Genomic DNA, 26,110 nt, shown 5'->3' on the forward strand with positions numbered 1-26,110 from the left:
GACTTCGGCGATGCCTTCCAAATCCCCACAACTCGCCGGCCGCCGCATTCAGATGCGGCGCTCGGATGTCCACGGCAACGGCGTGTTCGCCCTGCAGGACCTGGCCGAAGGCGAAACGCTGATCGAATACAAGGGCGAGGTCATCAACTGGAAAGAGGCGCTGCGCCGCCATCCGCATGACCCGGCCCAGCCGAACCACACCTTCTACTTCCACATCGACGACGGTCGCGTGATCGACGGCAACGTCAAGGGCAACGATGCCCGCTGGATCAATCACTCGTGCGAGCCGAACTGCGAGGCCGACGAAACCGATGGGCGCGTTTATATCAAGGCACTGCGCAACATCGCTGCAGGCGAAGAGCTCAATTACGACTACGGCCTGATCATCGACGAGCCCTACACGGAAAAGCTCCTGTCCGAATTTCCTTGCTGGTGCGGCTCCGAGCAGTGCCGCGGCACGCTGCTGACACCCAAGGATAAGGACGAAGAAAAGAAAAAGAAGAAAAAAGCCAAAAAGAAGGCTGAAAAGAAAAAGGCCGAGAAGAAAGAAGCCAGGAAGGCCGACAAGAAAGCCGACAAGAAGGCTGAGAAAAAAGACGAGAAAAAGAAGTCCAGGAAGGACAAGTCCGGCAAGGACTGAGCATGGGCAACACCACGGTCGCCTGGCAGGAAGACAGGATCACTGCGGCGGTGGCGCCGCTCCTGCCCGGGTTCACGGTCGAGGCCGTGGCCGAGATCGATTCCACCAGTACCGAGCTGATGCGCCGCGCGCGCGCCGGCCGCATCGAGCCGGTGCTGCTGGTGGCCGAGCGCCAGACCGCGGGCCGCGGCCGCCTCGGCCGCGCGTGGCAGAGCGCGCCGCAGAGCCAGGAGCAGACGTCGCTCCTGTTCTCGGTCGGCCTGCCGCTTGCGCCGGCCGACTGGTCGGGCCTGTCGCTCGCCGTCGGGGTCAGCGTGGCCGAAGGCCTCGACCCTTCGGGAGCACACAAGGTGGGCCTGAAGTGGCCCAACGATGTCTGGGTGAACGACCGCAAGCTGGTGGGCATCCTCATCGAGACCGCATCGCCGCACACCGCCGGACCGGGCGCGCAGCGCTACGTGGTCATCGGCATCGGCATCAACATCGGCGCGCGCGAATCCGACGGCATGCGCACGCCGCCGGCCTGGCTGCGCCAGTGGCGCGCTGATGCGACCGCGCCCGAAGTGCTGCGCGAACTGGCCGAGCCGCTGGTGCGCAGCGTGCTCGCCTTCGAGGCCCAGGGCTTCGCGCAGTTCGCCGAACGTTTTGCCGCGCGCGACGTGCTGCGCGGGCGCGAGGTGGTGCTCAGCGACGGCACCGAGGGCGTCTGCGAAGGCGTGGCCTGGAGCGGCGAACTGCAGGTGCGCACGCGCGCGGGCCTGCAAACCATCACGAGCGACGAAGTGAGCGTGCGCCCTCGCGGCATGGCGCTCTGAACAACACCCATGAAACTGCGCTTGGCGTTGATCGTCCTGCTGCTGGCCAACGCCGGCTACTTCCTGTGGGCACGCGGCGATCTGGTGGGCTTCGGCCTTGCGCCGGCCAGCCTCAACGAGCGCGAGCCGCAGCGCATGGCACGGCAGATCAAGCCCGAGTGGGTGCAGGTGCGCAAGGAAGCGAAGGCGGGCGCGCCGGCGCCTTGACCGCGTCGCGGGTCATGCGGGTCGCGCGGGTCGCGCACGTCGCAGTCAGGGCAGCGCCCCGTTCTCGAAGCGCACCGTGAAGCGCGCACCGGGCGGGTGCTTGCCGGGATGCGCGTCCTCCAGCTTCACCTGCGCGTGGTGCTGGTTCGCGATCTCCCGCACGATCGGCAGGCCCAGCCCCGAGCCGTCGGCCTCGTTGCCCAGCACGCGGTAGAAGGGCTCGAACACCAGTTCGCGGTCGGACTCGGCGATGCCCGGGCCGTTGTCCTCCACCTGCAGCAGCAGCACATGGCCGAAGGGGTCGGCCAGCACGCGCGCGGTGATCACGCCGGGGTGATCGGGCGTGGAGGGCGTGTAGTTGAGCGCGTTGTCCACGAGGTTGCGCACCAGCTCTTTCAGGAGCGTCGGGTTGCCATCGAACATCACGCCGGGTGCGCCAGCCTCCGCGCCGTCGTAGCCCAGGTCGATGCGCTTCTCGATCGCGCGCGGCACGGCCTCGCGCACCACCTCGATCGTGAGCCGCGCGAGGTCGCAGGGCTGGCGGTGGGTGCTGGCGCTGTTGCCTTCGGCGCGCGCGAGCGACAGCAGCTGGTTCACCGTGTGCGTGGCGCGCACGCTGGCGCGGCCGATCTGCTTGAGCGACTGCTTGAGCTCGTCGGCATTGGCGCCTTCGCGCTGCGCCAGGTCGGCCTGCATGCGCAGGCCCGCGAGCGGCGTCTTGAGCTGGTGGGCCGCGTCGGCAAGAAAGCGCTTCTGCGTATCGATGGAATCGTTGAGCTTGTTCAGCAGCTCGTTGACCGACGACACCAGCGGCACCACCTCCAGCGGCACCGACGATTCGTCCAGCGGGCTCAGGTCGCCGGGCCGCCGTTCGCGGATGCGCGCCTCCACCACCGACAGCGGCTTGATCCCGCGCACCAGCGCGAGCCAGATCAAGAGCACCGCGAGCGGCAGGATCGCGAACTGCGGCAGCAGCACGCCCTTGATGATCTCGATGGCGAGCACCGACTGCTTCTCGCGCGTCTCGGCCAGCTGCAGCAGCGTGGGCGGCACGTCCTCGACGCCGCTCGCGATCCACAGCGAGGCCACGCGCACTTCCTTGCCGTGCAGGGCGCTGTTGTGCAGGAAGACCTGGCCGGGCGGCAGCGGCTCTTCCAGGCCTGGCATCGGAAGCTCGCGATCGCCGCTCAACAACGTGTCGTGGCCGTCGAGCAACTGGTAGTACACGTGGCCGGCGTTGTCGGCGCGAAGGATCTCGCGCGCCGGCTGCGAGAGCACGAACTGCGTCTGCCCGTCCTTCACCGTCACGAGTTCGGCCAGCGCCTTGACGTTGTGCTCCAGCGCGCGGTCGAAGGGCGCGTTGGCGATGCCCTGCGCCACCAGCCAGGTGACGCCGATGCTCACCGGCACCAGCAGCAGGAGCGGCGTGAGCATCCAGTCGAGGATCTCGCCGAACAGGGAGCGCTGTGCGCGCTGGAAGAGCTTCACCTGACTTGCCCCCGGGCTTTGCGCACTTCGTGTCGCTTGATCGACGCCCTGCCGGGGGCAATGCCTGCGGCCCGGCGAAGCCGGTTCCGCGGCATTTCCCGCACATACGGGTGCATCAGGACTGGATCTTCTCGAGGCAGTAGCCGAGGCCCCGAACCGTCGCGATGCGCACCGGGCCCTTCTCGATCTTCTTGCGCAGGCGGTGGATGTAGACCTCGATCGCGTTCAGGCTCACCTCCTCGCCCCATTCGCAGAGGCGATCGACCAGCTGGTCCTTGCTCACCAGCCGGCCGGCGCGCTGCAAGAGCACCTCGAGCAGGCCGAGTTCGCGCGCCGACAGTTCGATCATCTTGCCGTCGATGGTGGCCACGCGGCCGGCCTGGTCGTAGACCAGCGGGCCGTGGCGGATCGCATTGCTGGTGGCGCCCATGCCGCGGCGGGTGAGGGCGCGCACCCGCGCTTCGAGCTCCTGCAGGCTGAAGGGCTTGGCCATGTAGTCGTCGGCGCCGTGGTCCAGGCCCTTCACGCGCTCCTCGACGCTGTCGGCCGCGGTGAGCACCAGCACGGGCAGTTGCGAGCCGCGGGCGCGCAGGCGCTTCAGGATCTCGATGCCGTGCAGGCTGGGCAGGCCCAGGTCCAGGATCAGCAGGTCGAACTCGCTGTGGGTCATGAGCGCGGTGTCGGCCTGCGAGCCGTTGGCCACGTGATCGACCGCCGCGCCCGAGGTGCGCAGGCTGCGCAGCAGGGCATCGGCGAGCACCTGGTCGTCTTCGGCAATCAGTATTCGCATGAGCCACCTCCGGCCGGTTCGGGCGCCATGCCGGCGCCGTTCACATTTGTCTCTCTGGGCGAGTCTAGCCCGCTGTGTAGGCTTCGAGACCGATGGTTACCACGGTGGCGATCTCGTCGCCGACGCTGCTGCGGAACTCGCGCTCGGCCTCGGTCACGGCGCTGCGGAAGGCGTCCAGCCAGGCCAGGCCGTCGGCCGTGAAGAGCACGCGCCGCGCGCGCGCATCGAGCGGGTCGGGGCCGCGCGTGACCAGGCCCCAGGCCTCGCACTGGTCCACCAGCGCGCCCATCGCCTGCTTGGTCATGCCGGCGCGCTCGGCCATCTCGGTCAGGCGCGAACCTTCTCGCGCCAGATGCCGCGTGATGTGGATGTGCGCGGCGCTCACCTGGGCGCGCGCGGCGAGGTTCGAGAGGGCGAGCGGCACGTCCACGTCGTGCGCCATCAGCGCCAGCACGCGCTCGTCGAAACGGCGCATCGCGTGGCCCAGCAGGCGGCCCAGGTGGGTCTGGCGCCAGGCGTCGGGATCGGTCGGGAAAGCGGCTTCTGCCATGGTGCCAGATGGTAAAGCAAACTGACCAAAAAATGGGTTTACTCGAATCCATCAGCCTCTACACTACTGTTCAAGCATCCAGCCTGTGATTAAAAGCAGATGGATTGAAACCAGACACAAACCGTTGATTTTCAAGGAGATTTCCACATGGACGCAGTCGTCAAGGGCGCAAGCATCTCGGTCGCCAACAGTGAAAAGGCCAAGGCCCTGCAGGCCGCGCTGGCGCAAATCGAAAAGCAGTTCGGCAAGGGCACGATCATGCGGCTGGGCGAAGGCGAGGCGCTGGAAGACATCCAGGTGGTCTCCACCGGCTCGCTCGGCCTGGACATCGCCCTGGGCGTCGGCGGCCTGCCGCGCGGCCGGGTGATCGAGATCTACGGCCCGGAATCGTCGGGCAAGACCACGCTTACGCTGCAGGTCATCGCCTCCATGCAGAAGCAGGCCGGCACCTGCGCCTTCGTCGATGCCGAGCACGCGCTGGACGTGCAGTACGCCCAGAAGCTCGGCGTGAACCTGTCCGACCTGCTGATCAGCCAGCCCGACACCGGCGAGCAGGCGCTCGAAATCGTCGATTCGCTGGTGCGCTCGGGCGCCGTGGACCTGATCGTCATCGACTCGGTTGCCGCGCTCACGCCCAAGGCCGAAATCGAAGGCGAAATGGGTGACTCGCTGCCCGGCCTGCAGGCCCGCCTGATGAGCCAGGCGCTGCGCAAGCTCACCGCCACCATCAAGAAGACCAACTGCATGGTCATCTTCATCAACCAGATCCGCATGAAGATCGGCGTGATGTTCGGCTCGCCCGAAACCACCACCGGCGGCAACGCGCTGAAGTTCTACGCCTCGGTGCGCCTGGACATCCGCCGCATCGGCACCATCAAGAAGGGCGACGAGGCCATCGGCAACGAAACCAAGGTGAAGGTGGTGAAGAACAAGGTCTCGCCCCCGTTCAAGACGGCGGAGTTCGACATCCTGTTCGGCGAGGGCATCAGCCGCGAAGGCGAGGTCATCGACATGGGCGTCACGGCCAAGATCGTCGACAAATCGGGCGCCTGGTACGCCTACAACGGCGAGAAGATCGGCCAGGGCCGCGACAACGCCCGCGAGTTCCTGCGCGAGAACCCCGAGCTGTCGCGCGAGATCGAGAACAAGGTGCGCGAGTCGCTGGGCATTCCGCTCTTGGCCGCCGATGCAGGGTCCGAGCCCGAGAAGGCCGAGAAGCCTGCCAAGGCGCCCAAGGCCGACAAGGCGGCAGCGGAGTAAGTTCTCGATAGCGGCCTTTCGCGGGCCGCGCGAGCGACCCCCGAATGGCTTTCGGCGCCCCCTCCCTCAAAGGCCGTGCATTGCGGCTCCTGAGCCAGCGCGAGCATTCGCGCGCGGAGCTGGAGCGCAAGCTGGCAAAGCATGAAGAAGAACCCGGCACGCTGGCCCGTGCACTCGACGAGCTGGTGGCCAAGGACTTCATCAGCGAGCCGCGCGTCGTGGCCTCGGTGTTGAACCAGCGCGCCGCCCGATCGGGCGCGCTGCGGGTCAGGCAAGAGCTGCAGGCCAAGGGCATCGCGCCCGAGGCCATCGCCCAGGCGGTGGCCGGCCTGCAGGAGACGGAAGTCGAACGCGCCACGGCCCTGTGGCGCCGCCGCTTCGACGCTGCACCGGCCGATGCGAAGGAGCGGGCGAAGCAGATGCGATTCCTGATGGCGCGCGGTTTCTCGGGCGCCGTCGTGTCCAGGGTGCTCAGGAGCGATTTCGATGAAACAGCAGACGAATGAAGATCACGGCGTGCAGTCGCGCGTCATCACGCAGCGCGTGGCTTGCGAATGGCGCCGCGCCTACAAAGTTGCCGCCGATCCGGCGCGCCTGCCCGACTGGGCCAGCGGCCTCGCCAAGAGCGCGCTGCTGCCGCAGGGCGACCACTGGATCGTGCGCACGCCCGAGAGCGGCGATGCCCGCATGCGTTTCGCGCCCGCCAACGACTTCGGCGTGCTCGACCACTGGGTCGCGCCCGAAGGCGTGCCGGAGGTCTATCTGCCGTTTCGCGTGATCGGCGTCGCGCCGGATGCCTGCGAACTGCAGTTCACGCTGCTGCGCCAGCCGCACATGGACGATGCGGCCTTCGAGCGCGATGCCGGCTGGATCGCGCGCGATCTGCAATCGCTGCAGCGGCTGCTCGAAGCGGACTGAGCCGATCGCGCCTGTGGGAAGGTGGGGTGGGCGGTGCGGGGCGGCGATGGCATGATCTGCGGCGAGCGGCGTTGCATGCGCCGGTTTTCCAAAAAAATCCCGGAGGAGTCTTCATGCCGTCTGAACCTGTCAGCCAACCGTCTCTCGTTCGCACCGGCGCCAAGGCCGGCCTCAGCTTCGCCGGCTCGGTCATCAAGGGCGTGCTGCTCGGCATCGTGCTCGGTGGCGGGGTCTTCTTTTTCTACCTGAGTCAGCTGAACGGGCCGGGCAATCCGGCGGCACGGGCCGGCGGTGCCGGGGCCATCGTGGCGCTCGTCACCTCGCCGCCGGTGCTGGTCGCGGTGCTTCTGCTCCTGTTCGTTGTCGTCTACGCGATGCTGGGCGTGCAGCAGGGGCGCGCCAAGGCGATGCAGCACTTGGTCGCGGCGCGCGGCGAGGCGGTGTCGCAGCGGCTGGCCGGCGCCGTCGCGGGCCGCATCGAAGCGATGCCGCGCACGCACGGCGCGCTGCAGCGCACGGCCGACTGGCTGTCGGTCGACGCACTGACCAAGCAGCTCGCGCCGGTGCTGGGCGAGGGCAGGGCGGTGCGGTCGGTGGTGGCGTTCGTGGTGAACCGCCTGCCATTGAGCGACATGCTGGCCGAGTGGCAGCAAGGCCGCGTCGAACATGGCGAACCGGTGGCGGGGGAGGGCGTGGCGCAAGACCCGGCCTTGCGCGCGCTGCTCACGCGCCGCATCAACGAGACGCTGCAGGAGATGTCGACGCCGTCGCGCAAGCCGCTCTACATTGCGCTGGGCGCACACGCCGTCCTGCTGGGCGTGGGCCTCTGGCTCGTCAAGTAAGAAAAGAAAAGGCGCGTGGCGCTCAGAGCGCCAGCATCAGCTTCAGGTTCTGCACCGCGGCGCCGCTGGCGCCCTTGCCGAGGTTGTCCAGGCGCGCGATCACCACGGCATGGCGGTGGTCTTCGTTCGGGAACACGCGGATCTCGAGCTGGTTGGTGTCGTTGAGCGCCAGCGCGTCGAGCTTGCCGTTGTCGGTGGGCGGCAGCACCTTCACGAACTGCTCGGGCGTGTTGCTGCGCGCGTAGTGCGCGGCAAGCGCGTCCTGCAGGTCGCCGGACTTCGGCCTGCCGGGCAGCAGGTCCAGATGCAGCGGCAACTGCACCAGCATGCCCTGCTTGAAATTGCCCACCGAAGGAATGAAGACGGGCCGGCGCGTGAGGCCGGTGTACGCCATGATTTCGGGAATGTGCTTGTGCTTGAGGCCCAGCGCGTAGGTCTCGAACAGCGGCGCCTTGCCGCTCTCGTACTCTTCGATCATGGCCCGGCCGCCGCCCGAGTAGCCGCTCACCGAGGGCAGCGACACCGGAAAGTCGACCGGCAGGATGCCCGCATCGACCAGCGGACGCACCATGGCGATGGCGCCGGTCGCGTAGCAACCGGGGTTGCCGACGCGGTCGGCCTGCGCCACGGCCTGCCAGTGGCCTTCGGCCAATTCGGGGAAGCCGAACACCCAGCCGGGCGCCACGCGGTGCGCAGTGGAGGCGTCGATGATCTTGGGTTTCTTGCCGGACAGCTGATCGATCAGCGCGACGGATTCGCGGGCCGCGTCGTCGTGCAGGCAGAGCACCACGAGGTCGACGCTGGCCATCAACTCGCGCTTGGCGTTCACGTCTTTTCGCAACTCGGGTGCGATGCTCACGAGCTCGACCTGGGGCATCGTCTGCAGCCGCTCGCGAATCTGAAGGCCGGTGGTGCCGGCTTCGCCGTCGATGAAAACCTTGGCCATATCGGAGTATGCGTAGAGTGGCTAGAAGAAAGTACGTATTGACCGCAACCGCACGTCGAGTATTGGTGCGGCGCACCATGATACAGTCCGCGGTTGTTCGCCGCCCCCAGCCGTCAGGCTGCCGTCGCCCGCGAACAACAGAGCAGAAACAGCCTCCCCAGATCTCCCGTTCTCAACCTCCTCCTTCCGAGAGACAACCCTCATGAAGATTCACGAGTACCAAGGCAAGGAAATCCTTGCCAAGTTCGGCGTGCCGGTGCCGCGCGGCATTCCGGCCTATACGGTTCAGGAGGCTGTCGAAGCCGCCCAGAAACTTGGAGGCCCGGTCTGGGTCGTCAAGGCCCAGATCCACGCGGGTGGTCGCGGCAAGGGCGGTGGCGTCAAGGTCGCCAAGTCGATCGAAGACGTCAAGAAGCTCGCCGGCGAAATCCTCGGCATGCAGCTCAAGACCCACCAGACCGGCCCCGAAGGCCAGAAGGTGCGCCGCCTCTACATCGAAGATGGCGCCGACATCAACAAGGAATACTACATTTCGGCCGTGACCGACCGCGCCACCCAGAAGGTGGCGTTCATCGCTTCGAGCGAAGGCGGCATGGACATCGAGGAAGTGGCCCACTCCTCGCCGGAAAAGATCATCACGGTGTTCGCAGACCCCGAAAAGGGCCTGACCGACGAACAGGCCAAAGAGATCGCCGACGGCATCGGCATGCCGGCCGACTCGACCGCGCAAACGGTCGACATCCTGAAGAAGCTCTACACCTGCTACATGGAGACGGACGCCTCGCTGGTCGAGATCAACCCGCTCAACCGTGACAGCAAGGGCAATGTCATGGCGCTGGACGCCAAGTTCAACTTCGACAGCAACGCGCTGTTCCGCCACCCCGACATCGTCGCGCTGCGCGACCTGGACGAAGAAGACGCGGCCGAAGTGGAAGCCTCCAAGTTCGACCTGGCCTACATCTCGCTGGACGGCAACATCGGCTGCCTGGTGAACGGCGCGGGCCTGGCCATGGCCACCATGGACACCATCAAGCTGTTCGGCGGCGAGCCGGCCAACTTCCTGGACGTGGGCGGCGGCGCCACCCCCGAGAAGGTCACCGAAGCCTTCAAGATCATGCTGAAGAACAAGAACGTGGAAGCCATCCTCGTGAACATCTTCGGCGGCATCATGAAGTGCGACACCATCGCCACCGGCGTGATCGCAGCCTGCAAGGCCGTGAACCTGCAAGTGCCGCTGGTCGTGCGCATGAAGGGCACCAACGAAGTCGAAGGCAAGAAGCTGCTGGCCGATTCGGGCCTGCCGATCATCAGCGCCGACACCATGGCGGAAGCGGCCCAGAAGGTCGTGGCAGCAGTCAAGAAGGCCTAAGGAACAAGTCATGTCGATCTACATCAACAAAGACACCAAAGTCATCACCCAAGGCATCACCGGCAAGACCGGCCAGTTCCACACCGAGAAGTGCCAGGAATACGCGAACGGCAAGAACGCCTTCGTGGCGGGCGTGAACCCGAAGAAGGCCGGCGAGTCGATCTTCAACATCCCGATCTTCGGTTCGGTGAAGGAAGCCGCTTCGCAAACCGGCGCCACCGTGTCGGTGATCTACGTGCCGCCGGCAGGCGCCGCGGCCGCCATCTGGGAAGCCGTCGAAGCCGACCTGGACCTGGCGATCTGCATCACCGAAGGCATCCCGGTTCGCGACATGCTCGAAGTGCGCAACAAGATGAAGGCCAAGGAAGCGGCCGGCGGCAAGAAGACCTTGCTGCTGGGCCCGAACTGCCCCGGCCTCATAACGCCCGACGAAATCAAGATCGGCATCATGCCCGGCCACATCCACCGCAAGGGCCGCATCGGCGTGGTCTCGCGCTCGGGCACGCTGACGTATGAAGCCGTGGCTCAACTGACCGAGATCGGCCTCGGCCAATCGTCGGCGGTGGGCATTGGCGGCGACCCGATCAACGGCCTGAAGCACATCGACGTGATGAAGGCCTTCAACGACGATCCGGACACCGACGCCGTGATCATGATCGGCGAAATCGGCGGCCCCGACGAAGCCGACGCCGCCCGCTGGTGCAAGGAACACATGAAGAAGCCGGTCGTCGGCTTCATCGCCGGTGTCACCGCTCCTCCCGGCAAGCGCATGGGCCACGCCGGCGCGCTGATCTCGGGCGGTGCCGACACGGCCGATGCCAAGCTCGCCATCATGGAAGAGTCCGGCTTCACCGTGACGCGCAATTTCTCGGAACTGGCCAAGCTGCTCAAGGCCAGGCTCTAAGAGACGGCTGCAGGACACCGGCCACAGAGCCGGGTCATGCGAGGACCACAGAAATAAAAAAGCGCCCGCACTGGATTGCGGGCGCTTTTTTCAAATAAAACACAGTGGGATCAGAGACATGGAACTCCTTCAAAGCACAGATTTCTGGATCGGTCTGGTCAAGATCATCTGGATCAACATCATTCTTTCGGGCGACAACGCCGTGGTGATTGCCATGGCTGCCCGGTCGTTGCCACCCGCGCAACAGAAAAAGGCCGTGCTGTTCGGCTCGGGCGCGGCCGTGGTGCTGCGGATCGTGCTGACGGTGGTGGCCGCCAAGCTGCTGGCGCTGCCTTACCTTCAGATCATCGGCGGCATCCTGCTGCTGTGGATCGGCCTGCAGCTCCTGGGTGAAGAAGACGAGGGCGAGGGCGAGTCCAAGGAATACGGCAGCATGATGACTGCGGTGCGCACCATCCTCCTGGCCGACCTGGTGATGAGCCTGGACAACGTGATCGCCGTTGCGGCAGCCGCGCAGGGCAGCATGGTTCTGCTGATCCTGGGCCTGGCGATCAGCATTCCCTTGGTCATTTTCGGCAGCACCCTCATGATCAAGCTCATGGAACGCTTCCCGATCATCGTCATGCTGGGTGCCGCGCTGATCGGCTGGGTCGGCGGCGAAACCATCGTGAGCGACGTCGCGCTGCGCGACGTGCTGGTGGCCAACCCCTGGTTGCACTATGCAGCGGCTGCGGCCGGTGCGGTGTTCGTCGTGGCCGTGGGCCGCTTGCTGCAACGGCGTTCGCACGCCGCTGCACACTGAGCGTTCGCTCGGCCGACGCCTGCAGACCATGGCGAGCGTCGGCGCTTCCCTTTTCTCGAGCCGGCCGGCGCTGTGCTGGGAGTTCGCGGCGCTGACCGATGTCGGGCGCGTGCGCGCCCACAACGAAGACGCCGTTCATGTCGATCCCGAGCTCGGGATCGCCGTGCTGGCCGACGGCATGGGCGGCTACAAGGGCGGCGAGGTGGCCAGCGCCATGGCCGTTTCGCTGCTGCACGCCAGCTTCGCCCGCTGGTTCGCCCAGGCCGGGCTCCAAGCGCCGGCGCGCGTGGTGCGCCGGGCGCTGCAGGCCGCCACGGACGAGGCCAATGCGTCGATCCTGCATGCCGGCACGACCAACGCGGAGCTGCAGGGCATGGGAACGACGCTGGTGCTGGCGGCTTTCCGGCCCCAGCGCGTGCTGGTCGGCCACATCGGCGACTCGCGCTGCTATCGGCTGCGCAACAACAAGCTGGAATTGCTCACGCGCGACCATTCGCTGCGCCAGCAGCAACTGGACGCCGGCGCCATCACCGCCGAGGAAGCGCTGAATTCGCCCACCCGCAACCTCGTGACCCGGGCGGTCGGCGTGGAGGCCCAGGTCTTGCTGGAGATGCATGAGCACAGCGCAAGACCCGGCGATCTCTATATGCTTTGCTCCGACGGGTTGAGCGAGATGATCACGGATGCGCAGCTTTTCACGCTTTTAGGACACGATGTCGGCCTTCAGAAAAAAGCACAACTTTTGGTTGCAATTGCAAACGACAATGGCGGCCGGGACAACATTTCGGTTGTTCTGGCAAGGGCGGACGTTGGCGACACGTCCCGGATGGCCAGGTAGCAGGCCCCGGCGGCAACCAGCCGTCCGGCTTGCGCTCGATACAGTTTTGCACTTGGGGAGCCGGCAATGCCGAAGATGATCATTTCGGTCGATGGCGTGGTCATCGGACAAGTGGCGCTCGCCAAGGACCGCACGACGCTGGGCCGGCGCGCCTACAACGACATCGTGATCGACAATCTGGCGGTCAGCGGCGAGCATGCCGTGCTGCACATGAGCGGTGGCGAAGTCCAAATTGAAGATCTCAACAGCACCAACGGCACCTACGTCAACGCGCTGGCCATCCAGAAGCAGACGCTCAAGGACAACGACGTCGTCGAGGTCGGTGGTTGCCGCATCCACTTTCGCGCCCGCAGCAACCTGGCCATCGGCCCCGGCTCGGCGCGCAGTGCCCCGGGCGAGTTCTCCACGTCCATTCCGCTCTCGTCGGCGCCCACTGAATCCGGCGCGCTCATCGAGCTGGGCATCCCAATGCTTCGCGTACTCTCCGGTAGCGGCCACGCCCCGAATGGCCAGGATGGCCCGGACGCCCAGGACGTGCCGCTGCAGAAGGTGGTCACCACCATCGGCAAGCCCGGCGTCGCCGTCGCGGTCGTCACGCGCCGCCGGCAGGGCTACGTGGCCGCCAGCGTCATGGGCAACGTCACGCTCAACGGCGCGGTGCTCGGCACCGACGCCGTCGCATTGCAGGAGCGCGACGTGCTCGAACTCGGCGGCGTCACGCGCATGCAGTTCGTCCGGGTCTGAGCCTTTTCTTTTTTACCTGCGCAGCACGGGCCGCCTGAGCGAGACCTCATGAAAGCGCTGCGGCGGCACTGGCCGCGCATTGCCATCACGCTGCTGCCGGTTCTGCTGGCGCTGGCGCATGCCACCGGCATCTGGCAGCTGACGGCGTTCGAGCGCCTCGATCACCTGATCTACGACATCCGCCTGCGTGCCACCATGCCGCGCACGCTGGACACGCGCGTCGTGATCGTCGACGTCGACGATGTGAGCCTCGCGCGCCAGGGGCAGTGGCCCTGGGCACGCAACACGATGGCCCGCCTCACGACCGAGCTCCTGGTCCGCCAGCAGGTGGCCGTGCTCGGGTTCGACGTCATGTTCCTGGAGCCCGACCGCAGCTCCAGCACCGAGAGGCTGCGCCAGATCGCGAGCGGGCCGCTGCGCAACATGCCGGGTCTTGCCGCCGAAATCGAACGGCTCGCGCCCACGCTCGACCACGACATCACGTTCGCCGGGGCGCTGCGCAACCGGCCGGTCGCGCTCGGCTACTACTTCACCCGGACGCCGACGCCGAGCGCAAAAGGGCAATTGCCGGCGGCGCCGCTGCTGCCGCCCGGCACCTTTCCGGGAGGCACCGCCTACGCCACGGGCTGGAACGGTTTCGGCGCCAGCCTGCCGATGCTGGCGCAGGCCGCGCCCGCCGCGGGTTTCCTCAACACGCTGGTCGGGGAGACCGGCGACGGCGCCATTCGCAGCGTGCCGCTCATCGCGCGCTACGAAGGCGACCACGCGCAGCCGGGGTATTACGAATCGCTGGGCCTTGCCGTCTACCGGCTCGCGAACGGGTCGCCGCCGGTGCGCCCGCTCCTGGCGCCGGGCGGCGGCGTGCCGCGGCTCGACTCGCTGGCGATGGGGCGCCTGCGCATCCCCGTCGATGAAACCGCCAGCATGCAGGTGCCGTTTCGCGGACCCGGTGGCGCGACCGGGGGGTCGTTCCGCTACATAGCGGCCGCCGATGTGGTCGAAGGCCGGCTCGCGCCCGGCGAGCTGAAGGACAAGATCGTGCTCATGGGCGCGACCGCGCCGGGCCTGCAGGACCTGCGCGCGACGCCGGTGGGCGCGGCGTTTCCGGGCGTCGAGGTGCACGCCAACATCGTCTCGGGCCTGCTCGATCAGCGCCTGCTCGCCGTGCCGGACTACGCGCCCGGCTACGAGGTGCTGACGGTGCTGATCGCGGGGCTCGTGCTGGCATTCGGACTGTCGCTGCTGTCGGCGCCGCGGGCCGTGCTGCTGGGCGCGGGAACGGCCGCGGTGCTGGTCGCGCTGAACACCTGGCTCTATGCGAGCCACAGCCTCGTGCTGCCGCTCGCCTCGGCGCTCGTCATGGTGGCGCTGGCCTTCGCGCTCAACATGAGTTGGGGCTACTTCGTCGAGTCGCGCACGCGGCGCGGGCTGGTGCGGCTCTTCGGGACCTACGTGCCGCCGCAGCTGGTCAATGAAATGCTGCAGCGCCCGGGCCGCTACAGCATGCGCGCCGAGAGCAAGGAAATGACCGTGCTGTTCTGCGACATGCGCGACTTCACGCGCCTGTCGGAGCAGATGGCGCCGGCCGAACTGCAGGCCTTCCTGAACACCGTTTTCAGCCGGCTCACCAACGTGATCAGCGCGCACCGCGGCACCGTGGACAAGTACATGGGCGATTGCGTCATGGCTTTCTGGGGCGCGCCGATCGACACGCCCGACCACGCCGCGCTGGCCGTGCGCGCGGCGCTGGACATGGCCGATGCCGTGCGCGACATGAACCGGATCCACCGCGCGGGCGGGCGCCCCGAAATCAGCGTGGGCATCGGCATCAACAGCGGCGTGATGAGCGTCGGCGACATGGGCTCGACCGCGCGCCGCAGCTACACCGTGGTCGGCGACGCGGTCAACCTCGCGTCGCGGCTGGAGGGCCTCAGCGGGCACTACGGCGTCGAAGTCGTGGCCAGCGGAACGACGCGCGACCTGACGCCCGGCTACACCTGGCAGGAGCTGGACAGCGTGCTCGTCAAAGGCAAGGCGCAGGCCGTGGCCATCTTCACGCCGCTCACCACGGAAGCGGCCATTGCGGCGCAGCGCACGGGGCAGCTCCAGCGGTGGGCGCAGGTGCTGGCGGCCTACCGCCGCCAGGATTGGGCCGTGGGCCGAAACTTGCTCGCTCCCCTGCTCGCCGCGGATGCCAAAAAAGTCCTTTACCAGCTCTACGCCCAGCGATTAGCCTCGATGGCGTTGCGTCCGCAAGACCCGGGCTGGGACGGCGCAACCCGGTTCGAAACCAAATGACGACAGACACAGACGAGGGGTCTCTCACAATGCAGGTTCGTGTGCTGGGTTGCTCAGGCGCCATCGCCAAAGACTGCCGCACGACCTCGTTCCTGGTCGACACGGACCTGCTCGTCGATGCGGGCACCGGCGTTGGCGACCTCACGCTCGACGAGATGGCGCGCATCGACGATGTCGTGCTCACGCACAGCCACCTGGACCACATCGCCGCATTGCCCCTGATGCTCGACGCCGTGGGCAGCCGCCGCACCCAGCCGCTGCGCGTGCATGCGCTGCGCGCGACCATCGAGGCGCTGCGCGCGCACGTGTTCAACAACGTCATCTGGCCTGATTTCGAGAGCATTCCGAGCGCCGAAGCGCCGTTCGTGAGCTTCCACGACATCTCGGTGGGGCAGATGCTGCAGCTGGGCACCAGGGCGCCCAAGCTGATCGAGGTGCTCCCGGCCGTTCATACCGTGCCGGCCTGCGGTTTCGCCGTGCGCCGCGCCACCGGGGGCGCCCACTGGGTCTTCAGCGGAGACACCGAGCGCAACGCGCCCTTCTGGGACCGCGTCAATGCGCTGGACGTGGCGATGCTGGTCATCGAAACGGCCTTCAGTAGCCGCGAGCAGGCGCTGGCGGAGCGCAGCCTGCACCTGTCGCCCGCGGTGCTGGCCGACGAACTGGCGCACATCGATCCGGGGAAGGACTACCCGATCTACATCACCCACACCAAGCCGGCGGAAACCGAAGAAATCATGAGCCAGATCGAGACGCTGGCCGGGCGGCAGGTGGCCGGCTTGGCGCAGCGGGACATTCGCTGGCTGAAGGCGGATGGGATTCTGACTTTCTGAGTCTTGCCGGGGCTGCGCGGCATGACAAATTTGTCACTGCTTGTAGCATCTTGAAGCAAGTTGTGTCACCTGTTGTAACGCCAATGTGAACAAAGGTGACGCATTCGGTCACTGCAAGGGTAGGAAACCGGGTGGCATGGATGCTGCGGAAGGTACTTCGCTCCGGGCTGGTTCCCGGGCTTTACAAACCAACCTGGAGTTTTTCTCATGAACGTTCGCAAGATTGCTCGCCGCGCACAGGCCGGCTTTACCCTTATCGAATTGATGATCGTTGTGGCGATCATTGGTATCTTGGCTGCTATCGCGATTCCGCAGTACCAGACGTATGTAGCGAAGTCGCAAGTTACCCGCGTTGTGGCTGAAGCTGGCGCTATCAAGTCTGCGGTTGAAGCTTGCATTCTGGATGGAAAGCTCGCAGTCGGTGATCCCGCAACGCTAGCAACCAATTGCGATCCGCAAGCCACCGGATCCAACATTCAGGGCGCCGGTACGACGGGCAATGCTGCCCCGACTATTACTGCTCTCCCGTCCGGTACCGACGTGCCTAACGTCACTTGGGGCAGTGCTAGCACCCCCACAACCATCGTTGCAACTTTTGGCAACAGTGCAGCTCAGGTTCTCAAGACCAAGACCGTGACTTGGACTCGCGATATCGCTGGCACCTGGACCTGCAAAACCGGCGCTGACGCGAAGTTCGCTCCAGTTTCTTGCCCCTTCTCGGCCACCTAATCTCGTCTAGTAGGCACCCATAAAAGCAGCGCTTCAGCGCTGCTTTTTTTTATCCGTACGGAAGTGCGCTGAGCTTTAAAAAAAGGCAAGCTAATGGAAAATTCGGCATCAAACGTGCGCAGCAGACCTCGCGTGGCTTTGAGTTTTGTGCGGATGACCCATGGAAAAGTCCTGTAAGGTTGAGGCAACTGCGATATCGGGGGCAATCGACCGTACTGGTGTAGCTGCACAAGCATGGTCATCAGCGCTGTGGTTCGGCGTCATCTCGGCATTTCATTTCAGTCTCCATCAGATGCCTTTTGCGCGCCTGCGCCACTGAGTCCCGAGCAGAAGCTCAATGCCTTTGAAGTCCAGCCTTCAGACCGATTTGAAGCTGTGCAGCATCTCGTTGATAGACTATTGGGTGTGGATAATTCTCTTTAAAGGCTCTTCCACATTACAGTTTGCCGCAACTGACTGCTGTAGGCGGGCGTCGTTGGATTGATATTTCAAAAATACTCCGCTATTTGAAGATGGACTCTGGAATGACTCTTTCGTAAATTAATTTTATGGTGGTCGCTGGGGTTAAAAATAAGTTCGAAAAATTGACGTCTCGCATCGAGACTGGATCGGGATTTTCAATTAACTTTAAAATGAAGATGAAATAACACTTCGGGCGCTAATCAATTCATTTTCCGACATTGACCAATAACAAATAGGCAGAGTCTTGTTAAAAAATATAGGCTCGTGCTCGCGTGATCAGTTTCAAGGTCAAACTAGACGGCAAAAAATTCTTATGTATTCAGTAACTAGTATTGAAGAGACTGACGCATGAAAAATCAGGCGAATAAAGGCTTCACGTTAATTGAATTGATGATTGTTGTCGCGATCATTGGAATACTTGCAGCTATTGCGATCCCGCAATATCAAAATCATGTTTTCCGATCGCAAGTTCAGCGCGTGGTTGGTGAATCTGGATCTATTAAACCTGCCGTGGAAATTTGCTTGCTGAATGGGAAGATCAATGTCGGAGATCCGGCCATCGCCAGCAACTGCGACCCTCAAGCGACCGGCTCAAACCTGCAGGCGACCGCAGGAAATGCGGCGCCGACGATTGCCGAGTTGTGGTCGACGTCCGGTACCGGCGTGCCACAAGTCACCCTGTCCACCACCGTTCCATCAAAAATCGTGGCAACCTTTGGAAATCTCGCGGGAACCCCGTTGCAGAGCGCAACGGCTGGAACCATCACATGGACTCGTGACTTGAACGGCACCTGGAGTTGCAAGGCTGCCAACATTGATGCGAGGTACGTTTCGTTGGCCTGCCCGCTGTGATGAGTAACCTTCCTCGGTTCAACGGGCGCGGGCAGAATCTCCTAAATGAGTTCCTTCGCAACGCACGCCAGCGCTGACGACCCTGCCAAGCAAGACTTCTCCCCCCCGATTTGCCACGCGCTGATCGCGCTGCCATTTCTCTTTCCGATCACAGCAGGTCCCTCAGTCAACGTCTGGCAACAGCTGGCGTCTTGGTTGTGCATCGCAGCTTTGCTTCTCTTTGCAGGAGCGATGCGTTTCAAGCCTTACCCGTTTGTCATGGCGTGGCTCGCAGCGAGCGCGGTGCTCATCGCAGTCTTCCAGAGCCCTTATCTTGGAGCCGCCCCCTGGCTATCCGCCGTCGCGGTGGTCTTCGCTGCCGGCACGGCCGCCTTTGTTGGTGCTGCTCTGGTGCCGAAGGACCGCGCCCAAATGCAAGCGGTTCTGGCTCACGGCCTGCTGTGGGCAGGCGCCATCAGCGCAGTGCTGGGACTGCTCCAGTACTACGACCTCGCAGGCCTTCTCCATCCTTGGACCACTGAGCCCGGCGCCGGCCAGGCCTTCGGCAACCTGCGGCAACGCAATCAGTTCGCGAGCCTGATCAGCATGGCGTTGATCGCGGCGCTTTGGCTTTACGAGCGCTATCGCACCGGGCCGCCGCAGCGACGCCTGCTGTGGGTCGGCATCGTCTCGCTTCTGCTGGTCGCCGCCGCGGCCTCGACATCGCGCACCGGCTTGCTCGAGGTCCTCGCCATCGTCGGAGTTTCGGCTTTCATCGCGCGACGCGAACGGCAGGCACGCCGCGCCGATCCGGAGTCCCCGCTACGCCTGCCAGCACCGCTGACTCTGCTGTCGTGGATCCCGCTGTACTTCGCCATCGCCTGGCTCCTGCCTCAACTTGCGGGCAGCGGCGTCGACAGCATGGTGCAGCGCCTGAGCGAAGGCGCGCCTGTCGGGCACAGCCGGATGATCCTCTGGGGCAACGTCCTCACGCTTGTCGCCGAGCATCCATGGACCGGCTGGGGATGGGGCGAGCTGAGCTTCGCGCACTACATGCACAGCACGCTCTACCCCGGCGAGCGCTTCGTCGAAATCCTCGACAACGCGCACAACCTGCCGCTGCATCTCGCGGTGGAGCTCGGCATCCCTGCGGCCGCATTGATCTGCGGCGGCTTTCTCTGGCTGGTGATCACTGCGAGACCCTGGCGCGAGCGTGACCCGTTTCGGCTCATGGCCTGGGGACTGCTTGGCGTGATCGTATTGCACAGCCTGCTCGAATATCCGCTGTGGTACGGCCCCTTCCAGATGGTGTTCGGTCTCTGCCTCGGCATTCTCTGGTCGGCCGAAAATCACAGTGAAGCCTCAGCGTGGCCCTGGGCCCGCACGCTGCCTACGGTGGCAGCTGCCGTGTTACTCGCCATCGTCGGCTACGCGAGCTGGGACTACATCCGTATCAGCCAGATCTATCTTCCGCGTGACGAGCGATTGCCCGCTTATGAAGAGGACACGCTCGCCAAGCTACAAGGTTCTTGGCTGTTTGCGAATCAAGTGGGCTTCGCCAAGCTCACGTTGACAAGCGTCAGTTCTTCGAATGCCGCAGAGGTGCATGCCCTGGCCCAACGCGTCCTGCATTTCTCTCCGGAACCACGCGTGATCGTCAAGCTGATCGAAAGCGCGCAACTGTTGGGCCGGCATGAAGAAGCCCGTACCGAAGCAGAGCGATTCAGCATCGCGTTTCCGCTCGAGTACGGGCTGTGGCTGGAGGGCAAGCCGATCGATTCGTCGGCGCCCTGATTTCGGCGTTTGCCGGGGGTCATCGCCAGGACATCATCTGGCGACAAGTTCGCGCCACGACACACGGCGCGTACCCGGACCACCTGCGCCCGGGGGCAACTCGATGTTCTCCAGCTTGCCGGTCGAGAGCTTCACGCTGCCGATCAGCTGGCTTCCTTTTCGTGCAAAGACCGCTGCGGAAGCACCCAGTCCGTTGCCACCGGAAAGGAGGGTGCCAACGACCTGTGCCTTCGTCGCGGGATACAGCGACAGACCGGTCTTGTAGTCCACGTAGTTCAGGTAGCTGGATCCGCCAATGCCGCATGCATTCTCGGTGCTCGGCATGTTCGACACAAAAACGAGCACGCCCAATTGCAGCGTTGAGTCGGTGTTGATCCGCTCGCCCTTGTTAGGCAGATCGATGAACCAGCCATACATGTTGCTCAGGTTGGTGGCATAGCTCATCGTGCTCGCAACAGTGCGCACCCCATCCTTGTCAGTGAACGTCTGCTTCATGAAGCAGTTGTTCTTGAGCGTTGTTGAGCAAGCTGTGTTGCGCGGGCTTTCGTACAGGCTGGTGGTCTTGCTGCTGCCTGTCAGTGGATCCTTGATGGCGTAGATGGTCTGAACCTGTTTGCCTTGGTCGCTGCTCAGGTCGAGATCTGAAACGCCGAGATAGCTGCCCGTGCCCACATAGATGATGTGGCTGCTGGCGGCAAAGCCAAGTTCGATCCAGCTGGTGATAGGCTGCGGGTTGTTGGTGGCGTCCTGCAAGGTGGCGAGCAATTGAACGGTCGGCTCGTTGGCGCCATCTGCCTTCAGCTTGCTGAGGTCGAAGCGCCAGACATTGCCGTAGAGATCTCCGCTGTACACCTGGGTCACGGTGTTGTTGAGGTTGATGTTGTCCATCCACGCGCTGATGCGCGACAGGCCACTGGGGCATGGGGCCACCGTGCAACCCGAACCCGCAACCGCCGCCGTGGCGCTGCCGACACCCGTACCGATCTTCTTGATGACTGCACCCGTCTTCGCGTTCAGCACCCAGAGGTATCCGCCGCCATTGCCCGGCGAGACGTTGTTGTAGCCCGAGGTGAGGAGCACAACCCAGGTGCCGTCGTTCAACTTGGTGATGATCGGGATGCCATAGGTGTAGCCGAGGTCGTTGTCGCTGTTGACGTTGAACTCCCACAGCACCTTGGGCGTGTCGGGCGTGGTGACGTCGAGAGCGTAGTAGCCTCGACCGCCGGCCGAGAGGCCGCCGACCAGTAGTGTGTGCCACGCACCATCGAAATAGGCCTCGCCTTGTTGGGGCGAGCCGTTCACGAAGTAGGTGTGTTTGCGGTCGTAGCTCTTGTCTGCGAGCTGGTAGAGATTGGGCAGCAGCACCGAGGGGATATAGGCCCAGCTTTCGGCGCCAGTGTCGGCGTTGAACGCATGCAGCATGCCATCGTTGGCCCCGACATAAAGCATCCCTTGCCGCGTCTCGTTGTCCTTCTTGAAAAGGGCGTAGCCCGTATCGGTGTAGTTGAAGTTCGACTTCTTCACGTACGCCGACTGCGATCCCACGATGTCTCCCAGCACGTGCGTGCGCTTGAAGTAGTACTTGCCGCCTGCGTCGCCCTCATTGGTGCGGTCGCCGCGCAGGAAGTTGACCAGGTTGACGCCGGCCATGCCGGTGTCCGTGCCCGGGGTCGTGCTGTCGATCTGCTGGGTCGCCGGCACACAAGCGCTGCCCTTCGCGCAAAACTGCGTGAGCGAGCCGATGGCAGCCTTTCTGAAGTAGTTCTTCATCGTGGCGGACAAAGAATCCCAGGTGAAGTCTTTCAGCGTGGTCCCGTCATTGGTGTAGATCTTGCGCGTGGCCCAGGCCCTGTTGTCCAGCAGTGGCGTGGGCGCCGTTCCAGATGTGGAGTTGGCCACGCCCGATTGCGTCCATGCCGGTACCGTACCCGGCTTGCCCGTGACCGGATCGATGGAATAGCGTGCCAACTCGCCGAACCACTGCACCGAAGTGAACCCAGCGTCGAAAAGGAAGTTGTCGCTGTTCGTCACGTTGGCGGTACTGGGCGAAACTGCCGCACCCGCACTGTTCATCGCGGCAACGCTGTTGAGAAAGTTGGTGATGCCGTCCTTCACGGCAATCGGATCGCCCGCACTGTAGTAGGTGCCTCGGCCATTCACCGCGGCATGCCACAGATCGTCCACGGTGGTCTGCGAGCCGCTCACGGGTTTTGGCCAATTGCAATCCCCCGAACTTTGCCAGCGGCACTTCGTGTTCGATGCAGTCGTACCTTTGAGAACGTCGTAGTAATCGCCACTGGTTGCTGTTTGATAATCGGGCTGGTACTGCATGTAGCCCGACACGCCGAGACCGATGGTGTAGGTGTACATGCGTTGCTGGCCGATCAGGGTGTCGTCTGCCCCGACGTCCACGCCCGCTGCGTTCTTGTCGGTGCCGAGAATAGACGAACGAATGTCGGTGGTGTAGTAGTACTGCGCAACGTCTGCAAGCGTGTTCGAGACTTTGTCGTTGTCGTAATACGGCCGTGGAATCGCGCTGTCGCTGTCCTGGTCGCCGATGGCGGTTGTGCCGTCGACCTTCGTGATGGTGTTGGATGTGACCCTGTTGCGATTCACGGTTTCTGCTTCGTTCCAATAACCGTCCGTCGAGAGCAGCGTGTAGTTGCGCTGGCAGGCAAACTGCATCGGGTCGTTGACGGTCACGGATGTCGTGTTACCGCTCGAGGCGTCCTGCCAGAGTTTCTGGCTTCCCGTGAGCTTCCCCGCGTACATGCGGCCCGCTGTCGACAGCGCCACGCGCAGGCCGGTGCCGTTGTTCGGCTTGGCCGCCACCAGCTTTCGGTACCACAGGTCTTTCTGCCCGTTCTCTGCGGTGGTGATGTCCGCGAGATTGAGAAAATCGGAGCCCGTGTTGTTGTTCAGGCTCATGTAGCCAATGCGGTAGCTGCTCGTGAGGCCTGAAAAGCCAAGGCCTGCGGCGGTCTTTGTCATCTGCATCCGGGTGCGGTAGTACGCCCACCAGTTCGCGAAGTTGGTCATCTCCTCGGTGTAGGTGCACGACGTGGTGCTGACGCAATCCGAGCGCGTGCCGGTCTGAGGGTAGCTTCCCCCACTCGCGATGGTCGTCAACACGTTCTGCCCAGGCACATAGACGGCCGTCACGCCGCCGCTGAAAGCGGCGGGTGTGAAGCCCATGTTTCCTCCTGTCTTGGTGACTGCGGGTGTGTACGTGATGGCGCCCATGGAGTCGGGCGCAATGATCGTCACCGTGTTGTTCCCGGTGGTGGCGCTGAAACCCGAGACAGTGCAATTGCCGGTGACGGTCGTGGTGCACTTGTTGATGCTGTTTGCAATCGCCGTCGCCATGTCGCCGCGATTGGTAAAGCTGTCTGTTGCCCCCGCCATGATCTGCGCGGAATTGACGGTAATACCCGTGACGGATGTCTTGGTCGTGGCGTTGCTGAGACTCACCCTGCTGGTCGCGCTCTTCGCTCCAATGACTCGCTGTCCTGGATAGCGCGCATAGGTATAGGCGCTGCCTCCGCTTGGTGCCGTATCGATTCGAGTCGCCTGGCAATCGGTCAGCGTGTTGTCGGTGCACCAGCGCAAAGTGGCGAGCACGGGGTTTGCTGGTGTCGGGTCGGGCTGCGCGGTGCAGCTACGCTGGCTCTGATCCGTGCAGTACTCGCCCGCCACGAACGTGTAGTAGTAGGCGTTGCCCACAAGGTTCTGCGCGGGGCCGGAGTTCTTGTTGGTAAAAAGATTTGCCAAGCCACCGGGGTTCCCAGTGTCTGCTATCTGTACGCTATAGCCATCGTACGGCACTGCTGCCCACTTGTCCGACCCCATCGAATCATAGGTGCCGCCGTTGTACTTCACCGGCGGTGCATACGTGTTTCGCGGGTTGTAGTAGATCTTGTTGTAGCCGCTGTTGCGAACGAGGCCAGGAATCCCTGTGTAGTCGGTATCGCTGCCAGCCCAGTCGGGCAGAAAGTCCCAGGTCATACTGCCCGAGTCGTCCAGCACGAAGAAGAGGTTGGGGTTGACTAGGGTGGGACTAGAGGTTTCGAGCGGCGCGGTCGCCAGATCGGTGGGCGCTGCGATGGCGGTGTACATCGCCGCCAGCAACGGCACGATGCAGAAGGTCGCCTGCAAGAAATGAGTAGTGCTACGTTTCATGGGTTGGTTCTTCCTGTTGCGGCGACTAGATCGCCACCATGGCCTGGACCATGCTCTGGGTGTTGCGTGGACCGTCGACGATCACGGTGATGCGGTAGTAGGTCTGCTTGGGCGAATCCACGTTGCTGCCTGTGCCGCCGCGCCCGCCGCCGCCGGTGCAAGAGGTGCCGCCGGGGCAACTGCCCGCTACGGCGCGAGGTGACGTGGCGCATACGTTCGCACTGGTGTTGGCCTCGCCAGTGGTTTCGCACATCCGGTGAATGACATAGCGCACCGTATTGCTGGTCGACGCATCCTTGTCCAAGGACTTGGCCTTGGAGGTGAGCGTTGCCTTCCAGTAATCGGCCCAACTCTGGTCCGCTGCGGGATCGGCTCTCGCGGCAAAGTAGCCGGCTGCCGCTTGGTCGCAAGCAACAGCGCTGCCGGAACTGCAGCCAGTCGCTACGTTGACGTTGTCCTCCAGCCACTTCACGGCCTCTTCGACCCCGCGGTCGGCAGAGTGCGTGGCAGCCTGCTGGAACGCCAGGTTGCCGGCGATGCTGTTGGATGTGCCGACCGAACGCGTCAGTGCAACGGCCGCCAGTGTCAGCGCAACCAGGACGATCAGTGCAAGGATCAGCACCACGCCGCGTTGGCGAGACCGGCGGCCGTTCGCGCGACCTTTGCTCATGCTTGGGCGTCCCATTCGAAATTCATTGCTCAGCATCCGCCGGTCCCTCCTTGCGCCGTGGTCTGCGACCCCTGCCAGACCAGGTTGCGGACCGGGACCGTGGTTTGCAGTGTCTTGTAGCGATAGTTCTTCCATTCCGAATTGCCGCTCAGGTCGATGGGCGTGGACGACGTGCCAGCCCATGTGGGAGCTGCACTCGTCGACGGAGCTTCACCGGCGGCCGCGTCGTACTTGGTGTATTGGCCGCTGCGTGCCACCAACACCACACGCAAGGCAAGCGCACGTGCCCAAGCGCATTGCACGGCCAGTCCGCTCTTGTCCGCGGTGCTGCCGGGTGTGATCTGGTCGTAGGTATCGACGATGCCGGACAACTTGTTGGACGCGATGCCCGAGGTGTCGCGTCCGTACTGCGCTCGCAAGCCGACGATGTTGGGCGCGATGGGAACCCAGACTTTCGGATCGACCGAATTCGGTGTCGCATAGGTTGCGTCACCACAGTTGTAGGCCGTGTAGTCGCACACGGTGAGATTGCCGTCGCGCACAGCGTAGGCGCGGACGACGAGTCCCTTGCCCATGTTGTAGACCATGCTGCCCAATGCCAGGCCGGTAGCATCCCCCGGGTCGACGGTAAGCGTGGTGCCACTGACAGCGGTGACTTTGTCGAGAGTCAAATCACAGGGGGTTGGCCGGGCCGAAGGTTGCGCAACCACGTAGTCGCCAGCAGCAAACGACTTCGCCGTGGTGATCGGATAGCTCTTGGTGGAAGGCGCGGTGGCAATGAGGTCGCCTTCGGAGGGGCTGTCGCTGGTGCCGAAGATAACCAGCAGCGTATCGGTCCCCGCAGTTCCAGCTGGAACGATCGTCGCCACCGGGTTGACCATCGCAGGTGCCAGTGCATCGAGCTTGACCGTCTTGGTGTCCTCGCTCGTCTTGAAGCTCAGGCTGCAACCCAGCAGGCTGAAGGTGTTGATGCCGTAGCCGGCTTCGCGCACGTCGCGCTCGATGCCGTACAGCGCGACGGTGCCGTTGATCTGCGCATCGTCACCGCCGGTGGTGGTGCGCTTGTTGCCTTCGAAGACGCCGAAGACCTGCATGATGACGATGACGGACAGCATGCCGATCAGCAGGCCGACCAGAATCTCGATCAGGCTGAAGCCTGAGGTCGCCTGGCGTTGGCGGGAGCGGATAGGTGGGTTCATTG

Annotated in this window: 24 protein-coding genes; 17 read left to right on the forward strand and 7 right to left on the reverse strand. The window is 64.1% G+C overall.

Features of this window, described 5'->3' with window-relative positions:
• Positions 1 to 10: 10 nt before the first annotated feature.
• The 3 genes from BM133_RS17010 to BM133_RS17020 are packed head-to-tail and all read left to right on the forward strand — an operon-like array spanning position 11 to position 1,662.
• The gene (locus BM133_RS17010; RefSeq protein WP_093435976.1) at positions 11 to 640 is read left to right on the forward strand and encodes an SET domain-containing protein; all 630 of its coding nucleotides are present in this window, start codon (positions 11 to 13) and stop codon (positions 638 to 640) included.
• Positions 641 to 642: 2 nt separating this feature from the next.
• The gene (locus BM133_RS17015) at positions 643 to 1,455 is read left to right on the forward strand and encodes a biotin--[acetyl-CoA-carboxylase] ligase (protein ID WP_093435979.1); all 813 of its coding nucleotides are present in this window, start codon (positions 643 to 645) and stop codon (positions 1,453 to 1,455) included.
• A 9-nt stretch (positions 1,456 to 1,464) separates the two neighbouring features.
• A complete protein-coding gene (locus tag BM133_RS17020) occupies positions 1,465 to 1,662 on the forward strand; it encodes a sporulation protein (RefSeq protein WP_093435980.1) in 198 nt (65 codons plus the stop codon).
• 45 nt (positions 1,663 to 1,707) lie between these two features.
• Here the strand turns inward: BM133_RS17020 and BM133_RS17025 are convergent, their stop codons facing one another.
• The 3 genes from BM133_RS17025 to BM133_RS17035 form a co-directional block, all read right to left on the reverse strand.
• A complete protein-coding gene (locus BM133_RS17025) occupies positions 1,708 to 3,150 on the reverse strand; it encodes a sensor histidine kinase (RefSeq protein WP_093435983.1) in 1,443 nt (480 codons plus the stop codon).
• 115 nt (positions 3,151 to 3,265) lie between these two features.
• Positions 3,266 to 3,940, reverse strand: a complete 675-nt coding sequence (locus BM133_RS17030) for a response regulator transcription factor (RefSeq protein WP_093435985.1) — start codon at positions 3,938 to 3,940, stop codon at positions 3,266 to 3,268.
• Positions 3,941 to 4,004: 64 nt separating this feature from the next.
• Entirely contained in the window at positions 4,005 to 4,490 is a 486-nt protein-coding gene (locus tag BM133_RS17035) for a MarR family winged helix-turn-helix transcriptional regulator (protein ID WP_093435987.1), read from the reverse strand.
• 147 nt (positions 4,491 to 4,637) lie between these two features.
• Between BM133_RS17035 and recA the strand changes: the two genes are divergently transcribed.
• From recA to BM133_RS17055, 4 genes are all read left to right on the forward strand, one after another.
• Entirely contained in the window at positions 4,638 to 5,750 is a 1,113-nt protein-coding gene (gene recA / locus BM133_RS17040; protein ID WP_093435990.1) for a recombinase RecA, read from the forward strand.
• Between the two features lie 44 nt (positions 5,751 to 5,794).
• Entirely contained in the window at positions 5,795 to 6,256 is a 462-nt protein-coding gene (gene recX / locus BM133_RS17045; protein WP_093435993.1) for a recombination regulator RecX, read from the forward strand.
• Positions 6,237 to 6,668 (forward strand): polyketide cyclase, encoded by a 432-nt coding sequence (locus BM133_RS17050; protein ID WP_093435996.1) that lies wholly within the window; start codon positions 6,237 to 6,239, stop codon positions 6,666 to 6,668. The genes recX and BM133_RS17050 overlap by 20 nt, the downstream gene beginning before the upstream one ends.
• Positions 6,669 to 6,781: 113 nt before the next feature.
• The gene (locus tag BM133_RS17055) at positions 6,782 to 7,510 is read left to right on the forward strand and encodes a hypothetical protein (RefSeq protein WP_093435999.1); all 729 of its coding nucleotides are present in this window, start codon (positions 6,782 to 6,784) and stop codon (positions 7,508 to 7,510) included.
• A gap of 22 nt (positions 7,511 to 7,532) precedes the next feature.
• On the opposite strand, the gene argC is transcribed toward BM133_RS17055, so the two are convergent.
• Complete coding sequence (argC, locus tag BM133_RS17060; protein ID WP_093436002.1) at positions 7,533 to 8,456, reverse strand: N-acetyl-gamma-glutamyl-phosphate reductase; 924 nt, start codon at positions 8,454 to 8,456, stop codon at positions 7,533 to 7,535.
• Positions 8,457 to 8,658: 202 nt separating this feature from the next.
• Between argC and sucC the strand changes: the two genes are divergently transcribed.
• The 10 genes from sucC (at position 8,659) to BM133_RS17110 (ending at position 20,060) form a co-directional block, all read left to right on the forward strand.
• On the forward strand, positions 8,659 to 9,825 hold the full coding sequence (sucC, locus tag BM133_RS17065) for an ADP-forming succinate--CoA ligase subunit beta (protein WP_093436005.1): 1,167 nt from the start codon (positions 8,659 to 8,661) through the stop codon (positions 9,823 to 9,825).
• Positions 9,826 to 9,835: 10 nt separating this feature from the next.
• Positions 9,836 to 10,729 (forward strand): succinate--CoA ligase subunit alpha, encoded by an 894-nt coding sequence (sucD, locus tag BM133_RS17070; RefSeq protein ID WP_093436008.1) that lies wholly within the window; start codon positions 9,836 to 9,838, stop codon positions 10,727 to 10,729.
• Between the two features lie 118 nt (positions 10,730 to 10,847).
• Positions 10,848 to 11,531 carry a TerC family protein gene (locus tag BM133_RS17075; protein WP_093436011.1) on the forward strand — a complete coding sequence of 228 codons (684 nt, stop codon included), beginning with the start codon at positions 10,848 to 10,850 and terminating at the stop codon, positions 11,529 to 11,531.
• 28 nt (positions 11,532 to 11,559) lie between these two features.
• On the forward strand, positions 11,560 to 12,369 hold the full coding sequence (locus BM133_RS17080; RefSeq protein ID WP_093436014.1) for a Stp1/IreP family PP2C-type Ser/Thr phosphatase: 810 nt from the start codon (positions 11,560 to 11,562) through the stop codon (positions 12,367 to 12,369).
• Between the two features lie 66 nt (positions 12,370 to 12,435).
• Positions 12,436 to 13,113: an FHA domain-containing protein gene (locus tag BM133_RS17085; protein WP_093436017.1), complete on the forward strand. Its 678-nt coding sequence runs from the start codon at positions 12,436 to 12,438 to the stop codon at positions 13,111 to 13,113.
• Between the two features lie 48 nt (positions 13,114 to 13,161).
• Entirely contained in the window at positions 13,162 to 15,411 is a 2,250-nt protein-coding gene (locus BM133_RS17090; protein WP_093436020.1) for a CHASE2 domain-containing protein, read from the forward strand.
• A 29-nt stretch (positions 15,412 to 15,440) separates the two neighbouring features.
• Positions 15,441 to 16,244, forward strand: a complete 804-nt coding sequence (locus tag BM133_RS17095; protein ID WP_093436023.1) for a 3',5'-cyclic-nucleotide phosphodiesterase — start codon at positions 15,441 to 15,443, stop codon at positions 16,242 to 16,244.
• A gap of 207 nt (positions 16,245 to 16,451) precedes the next feature.
• Positions 16,452 to 16,973 carry a pilin gene (locus BM133_RS17100; RefSeq protein ID WP_093436026.1) on the forward strand — a complete coding sequence of 174 codons (522 nt, stop codon included), beginning with the start codon at positions 16,452 to 16,454 and terminating at the stop codon, positions 16,971 to 16,973.
• A gap of 810 nt (positions 16,974 to 17,783) precedes the next feature.
• Positions 17,784 to 18,287: a pilin gene (locus tag BM133_RS17105; RefSeq protein ID WP_093436029.1), complete on the forward strand. Its 504-nt coding sequence runs from the start codon at positions 17,784 to 17,786 to the stop codon at positions 18,285 to 18,287.
• A 45-nt stretch (positions 18,288 to 18,332) separates the two neighbouring features.
• The gene (locus BM133_RS17110; protein WP_093436031.1) at positions 18,333 to 20,060 is read left to right on the forward strand and encodes a PglL family O-oligosaccharyltransferase; all 1,728 of its coding nucleotides are present in this window, start codon (positions 18,333 to 18,335) and stop codon (positions 20,058 to 20,060) included.
• Between the two features lie 33 nt (positions 20,061 to 20,093).
• Here the strand turns inward: BM133_RS17110 and BM133_RS17115 are convergent, their stop codons facing one another.
• From BM133_RS17115 to BM133_RS17125, 3 genes are read right to left on the reverse strand one after another with little or no spacing between them, the layout of a single operon-like run.
• The gene (locus BM133_RS17115; protein ID WP_093436034.1) at positions 20,094 to 24,239 is read right to left on the reverse strand and encodes a pilus assembly protein; all 4,146 of its coding nucleotides are present in this window, start codon (positions 24,237 to 24,239) and stop codon (positions 20,094 to 20,096) included.
• Positions 24,240 to 24,264: 25 nt separating this feature from the next.
• Entirely contained in the window at positions 24,265 to 24,945 is a 681-nt protein-coding gene (locus BM133_RS17120) for a pilus assembly PilX family protein (protein WP_143100144.1), read from the reverse strand.
• Positions 24,939 to 26,108 carry a PilW family protein gene (locus BM133_RS17125; protein ID WP_093436040.1) on the reverse strand — a complete coding sequence of 390 codons (1,170 nt, stop codon included), beginning with the start codon at positions 26,106 to 26,108 and terminating at the stop codon, positions 24,939 to 24,941. The genes BM133_RS17120 and BM133_RS17125 overlap by 7 nt, the downstream gene beginning before the upstream one ends.
• Between the last annotated feature and the right edge of the window lie 2 nt (positions 26,109 to 26,110).

It is taken from the genome of Variovorax sp. 770b2 (assembly GCF_900115685.1).
GTDB lineage: Bacteria > Pseudomonadota > Gammaproteobacteria > Burkholderiales > Burkholderiaceae_C > Variovorax.

Bases quoted from the DNA above. Each gene is read 5' to 3' on its own strand.
- BM133_RS17010 (WP_093435976.1), top strand. From the start codon at position 11: ATGCCTTCCAAATCCCCACAACTCGCCGGCCGCCGCATTCAGATGCGG.
- BM133_RS17015 (WP_093435979.1), top strand. From the start codon at position 643: ATGGGCAACACCACGGTCGCCTGGCAGGAAGACAGGATCACTGCGGCG.
- BM133_RS17020 (WP_093435980.1), top strand. From the start codon at position 1,465: ATGAAACTGCGCTTGGCGTTGATCGTCCTGCTGCTGGCCAACGCCGGC.
- BM133_RS17030 (WP_093435985.1), bottom strand. From the start codon at position 3,940: ATGCGAATACTGATTGCCGAAGACGACCAGGTGCTCGCCGATGCCCTG.
- BM133_RS17035 (WP_093435987.1), bottom strand. From the start codon at position 4,490: ATGGCAGAAGCCGCTTTCCCGACCGATCCCGACGCCTGGCGCCAGACC.
- recA (WP_093435990.1), top strand. From the start codon at position 4,638: ATGGACGCAGTCGTCAAGGGCGCAAGCATCTCGGTCGCCAACAGTGAA.
- recX (WP_093435993.1), top strand. From the start codon at position 5,795: ATGGCTTTCGGCGCCCCCTCCCTCAAAGGCCGTGCATTGCGGCTCCTG.
- BM133_RS17050 (WP_093435996.1), top strand. From the start codon at position 6,237: ATGAAACAGCAGACGAATGAAGATCACGGCGTGCAGTCGCGCGTCATC.
- BM133_RS17055 (WP_093435999.1), top strand. From the start codon at position 6,782: ATGCCGTCTGAACCTGTCAGCCAACCGTCTCTCGTTCGCACCGGCGCC.
- argC (WP_093436002.1), bottom strand. From the start codon at position 8,456: ATGGCCAAGGTTTTCATCGACGGCGAAGCCGGCACCACCGGCCTTCAG.
- sucC (WP_093436005.1), top strand. From the start codon at position 8,659: ATGAAGATTCACGAGTACCAAGGCAAGGAAATCCTTGCCAAGTTCGGC.
- sucD (WP_093436008.1), top strand. From the start codon at position 9,836: ATGTCGATCTACATCAACAAAGACACCAAAGTCATCACCCAAGGCATC.
- BM133_RS17075 (WP_093436011.1), top strand. From the start codon at position 10,848: ATGGAACTCCTTCAAAGCACAGATTTCTGGATCGGTCTGGTCAAGATC.
- BM133_RS17080 (WP_093436014.1), top strand. From the start codon at position 11,560: ATGGCGAGCGTCGGCGCTTCCCTTTTCTCGAGCCGGCCGGCGCTGTGC.
- BM133_RS17085 (WP_093436017.1), top strand. From the start codon at position 12,436: ATGCCGAAGATGATCATTTCGGTCGATGGCGTGGTCATCGGACAAGTG.
- BM133_RS17090 (WP_093436020.1), top strand. From the start codon at position 13,162: ATGAAAGCGCTGCGGCGGCACTGGCCGCGCATTGCCATCACGCTGCTG.
- BM133_RS17095 (WP_093436023.1), top strand. From the start codon at position 15,441: ATGCAGGTTCGTGTGCTGGGTTGCTCAGGCGCCATCGCCAAAGACTGC.
- BM133_RS17100 (WP_093436026.1), top strand. From the start codon at position 16,452: ATGAACGTTCGCAAGATTGCTCGCCGCGCACAGGCCGGCTTTACCCTT.
- BM133_RS17105 (WP_093436029.1), top strand. From the start codon at position 17,784: ATGAAAAATCAGGCGAATAAAGGCTTCACGTTAATTGAATTGATGATT.
- BM133_RS17110 (WP_093436031.1), top strand. From the start codon at position 18,333: ATGAGTTCCTTCGCAACGCACGCCAGCGCTGACGACCCTGCCAAGCAA.
- BM133_RS17115 (WP_093436034.1), bottom strand. From the start codon at position 24,239: ATGAAACGTAGCACTACTCATTTCTTGCAGGCGACCTTCTGCATCGTG.
- BM133_RS17120 (WP_143100144.1), bottom strand. From the start codon at position 24,945: ATGCTGAGCAATGAATTTCGAATGGGACGCCCAAGCATGAGCAAAGGT.
- BM133_RS17125 (WP_093436040.1), bottom strand. From the start codon at position 26,108: ATGAACCCACCTATCCGCTCCCGCCAACGCCAGGCGACCTCAGGCTTC.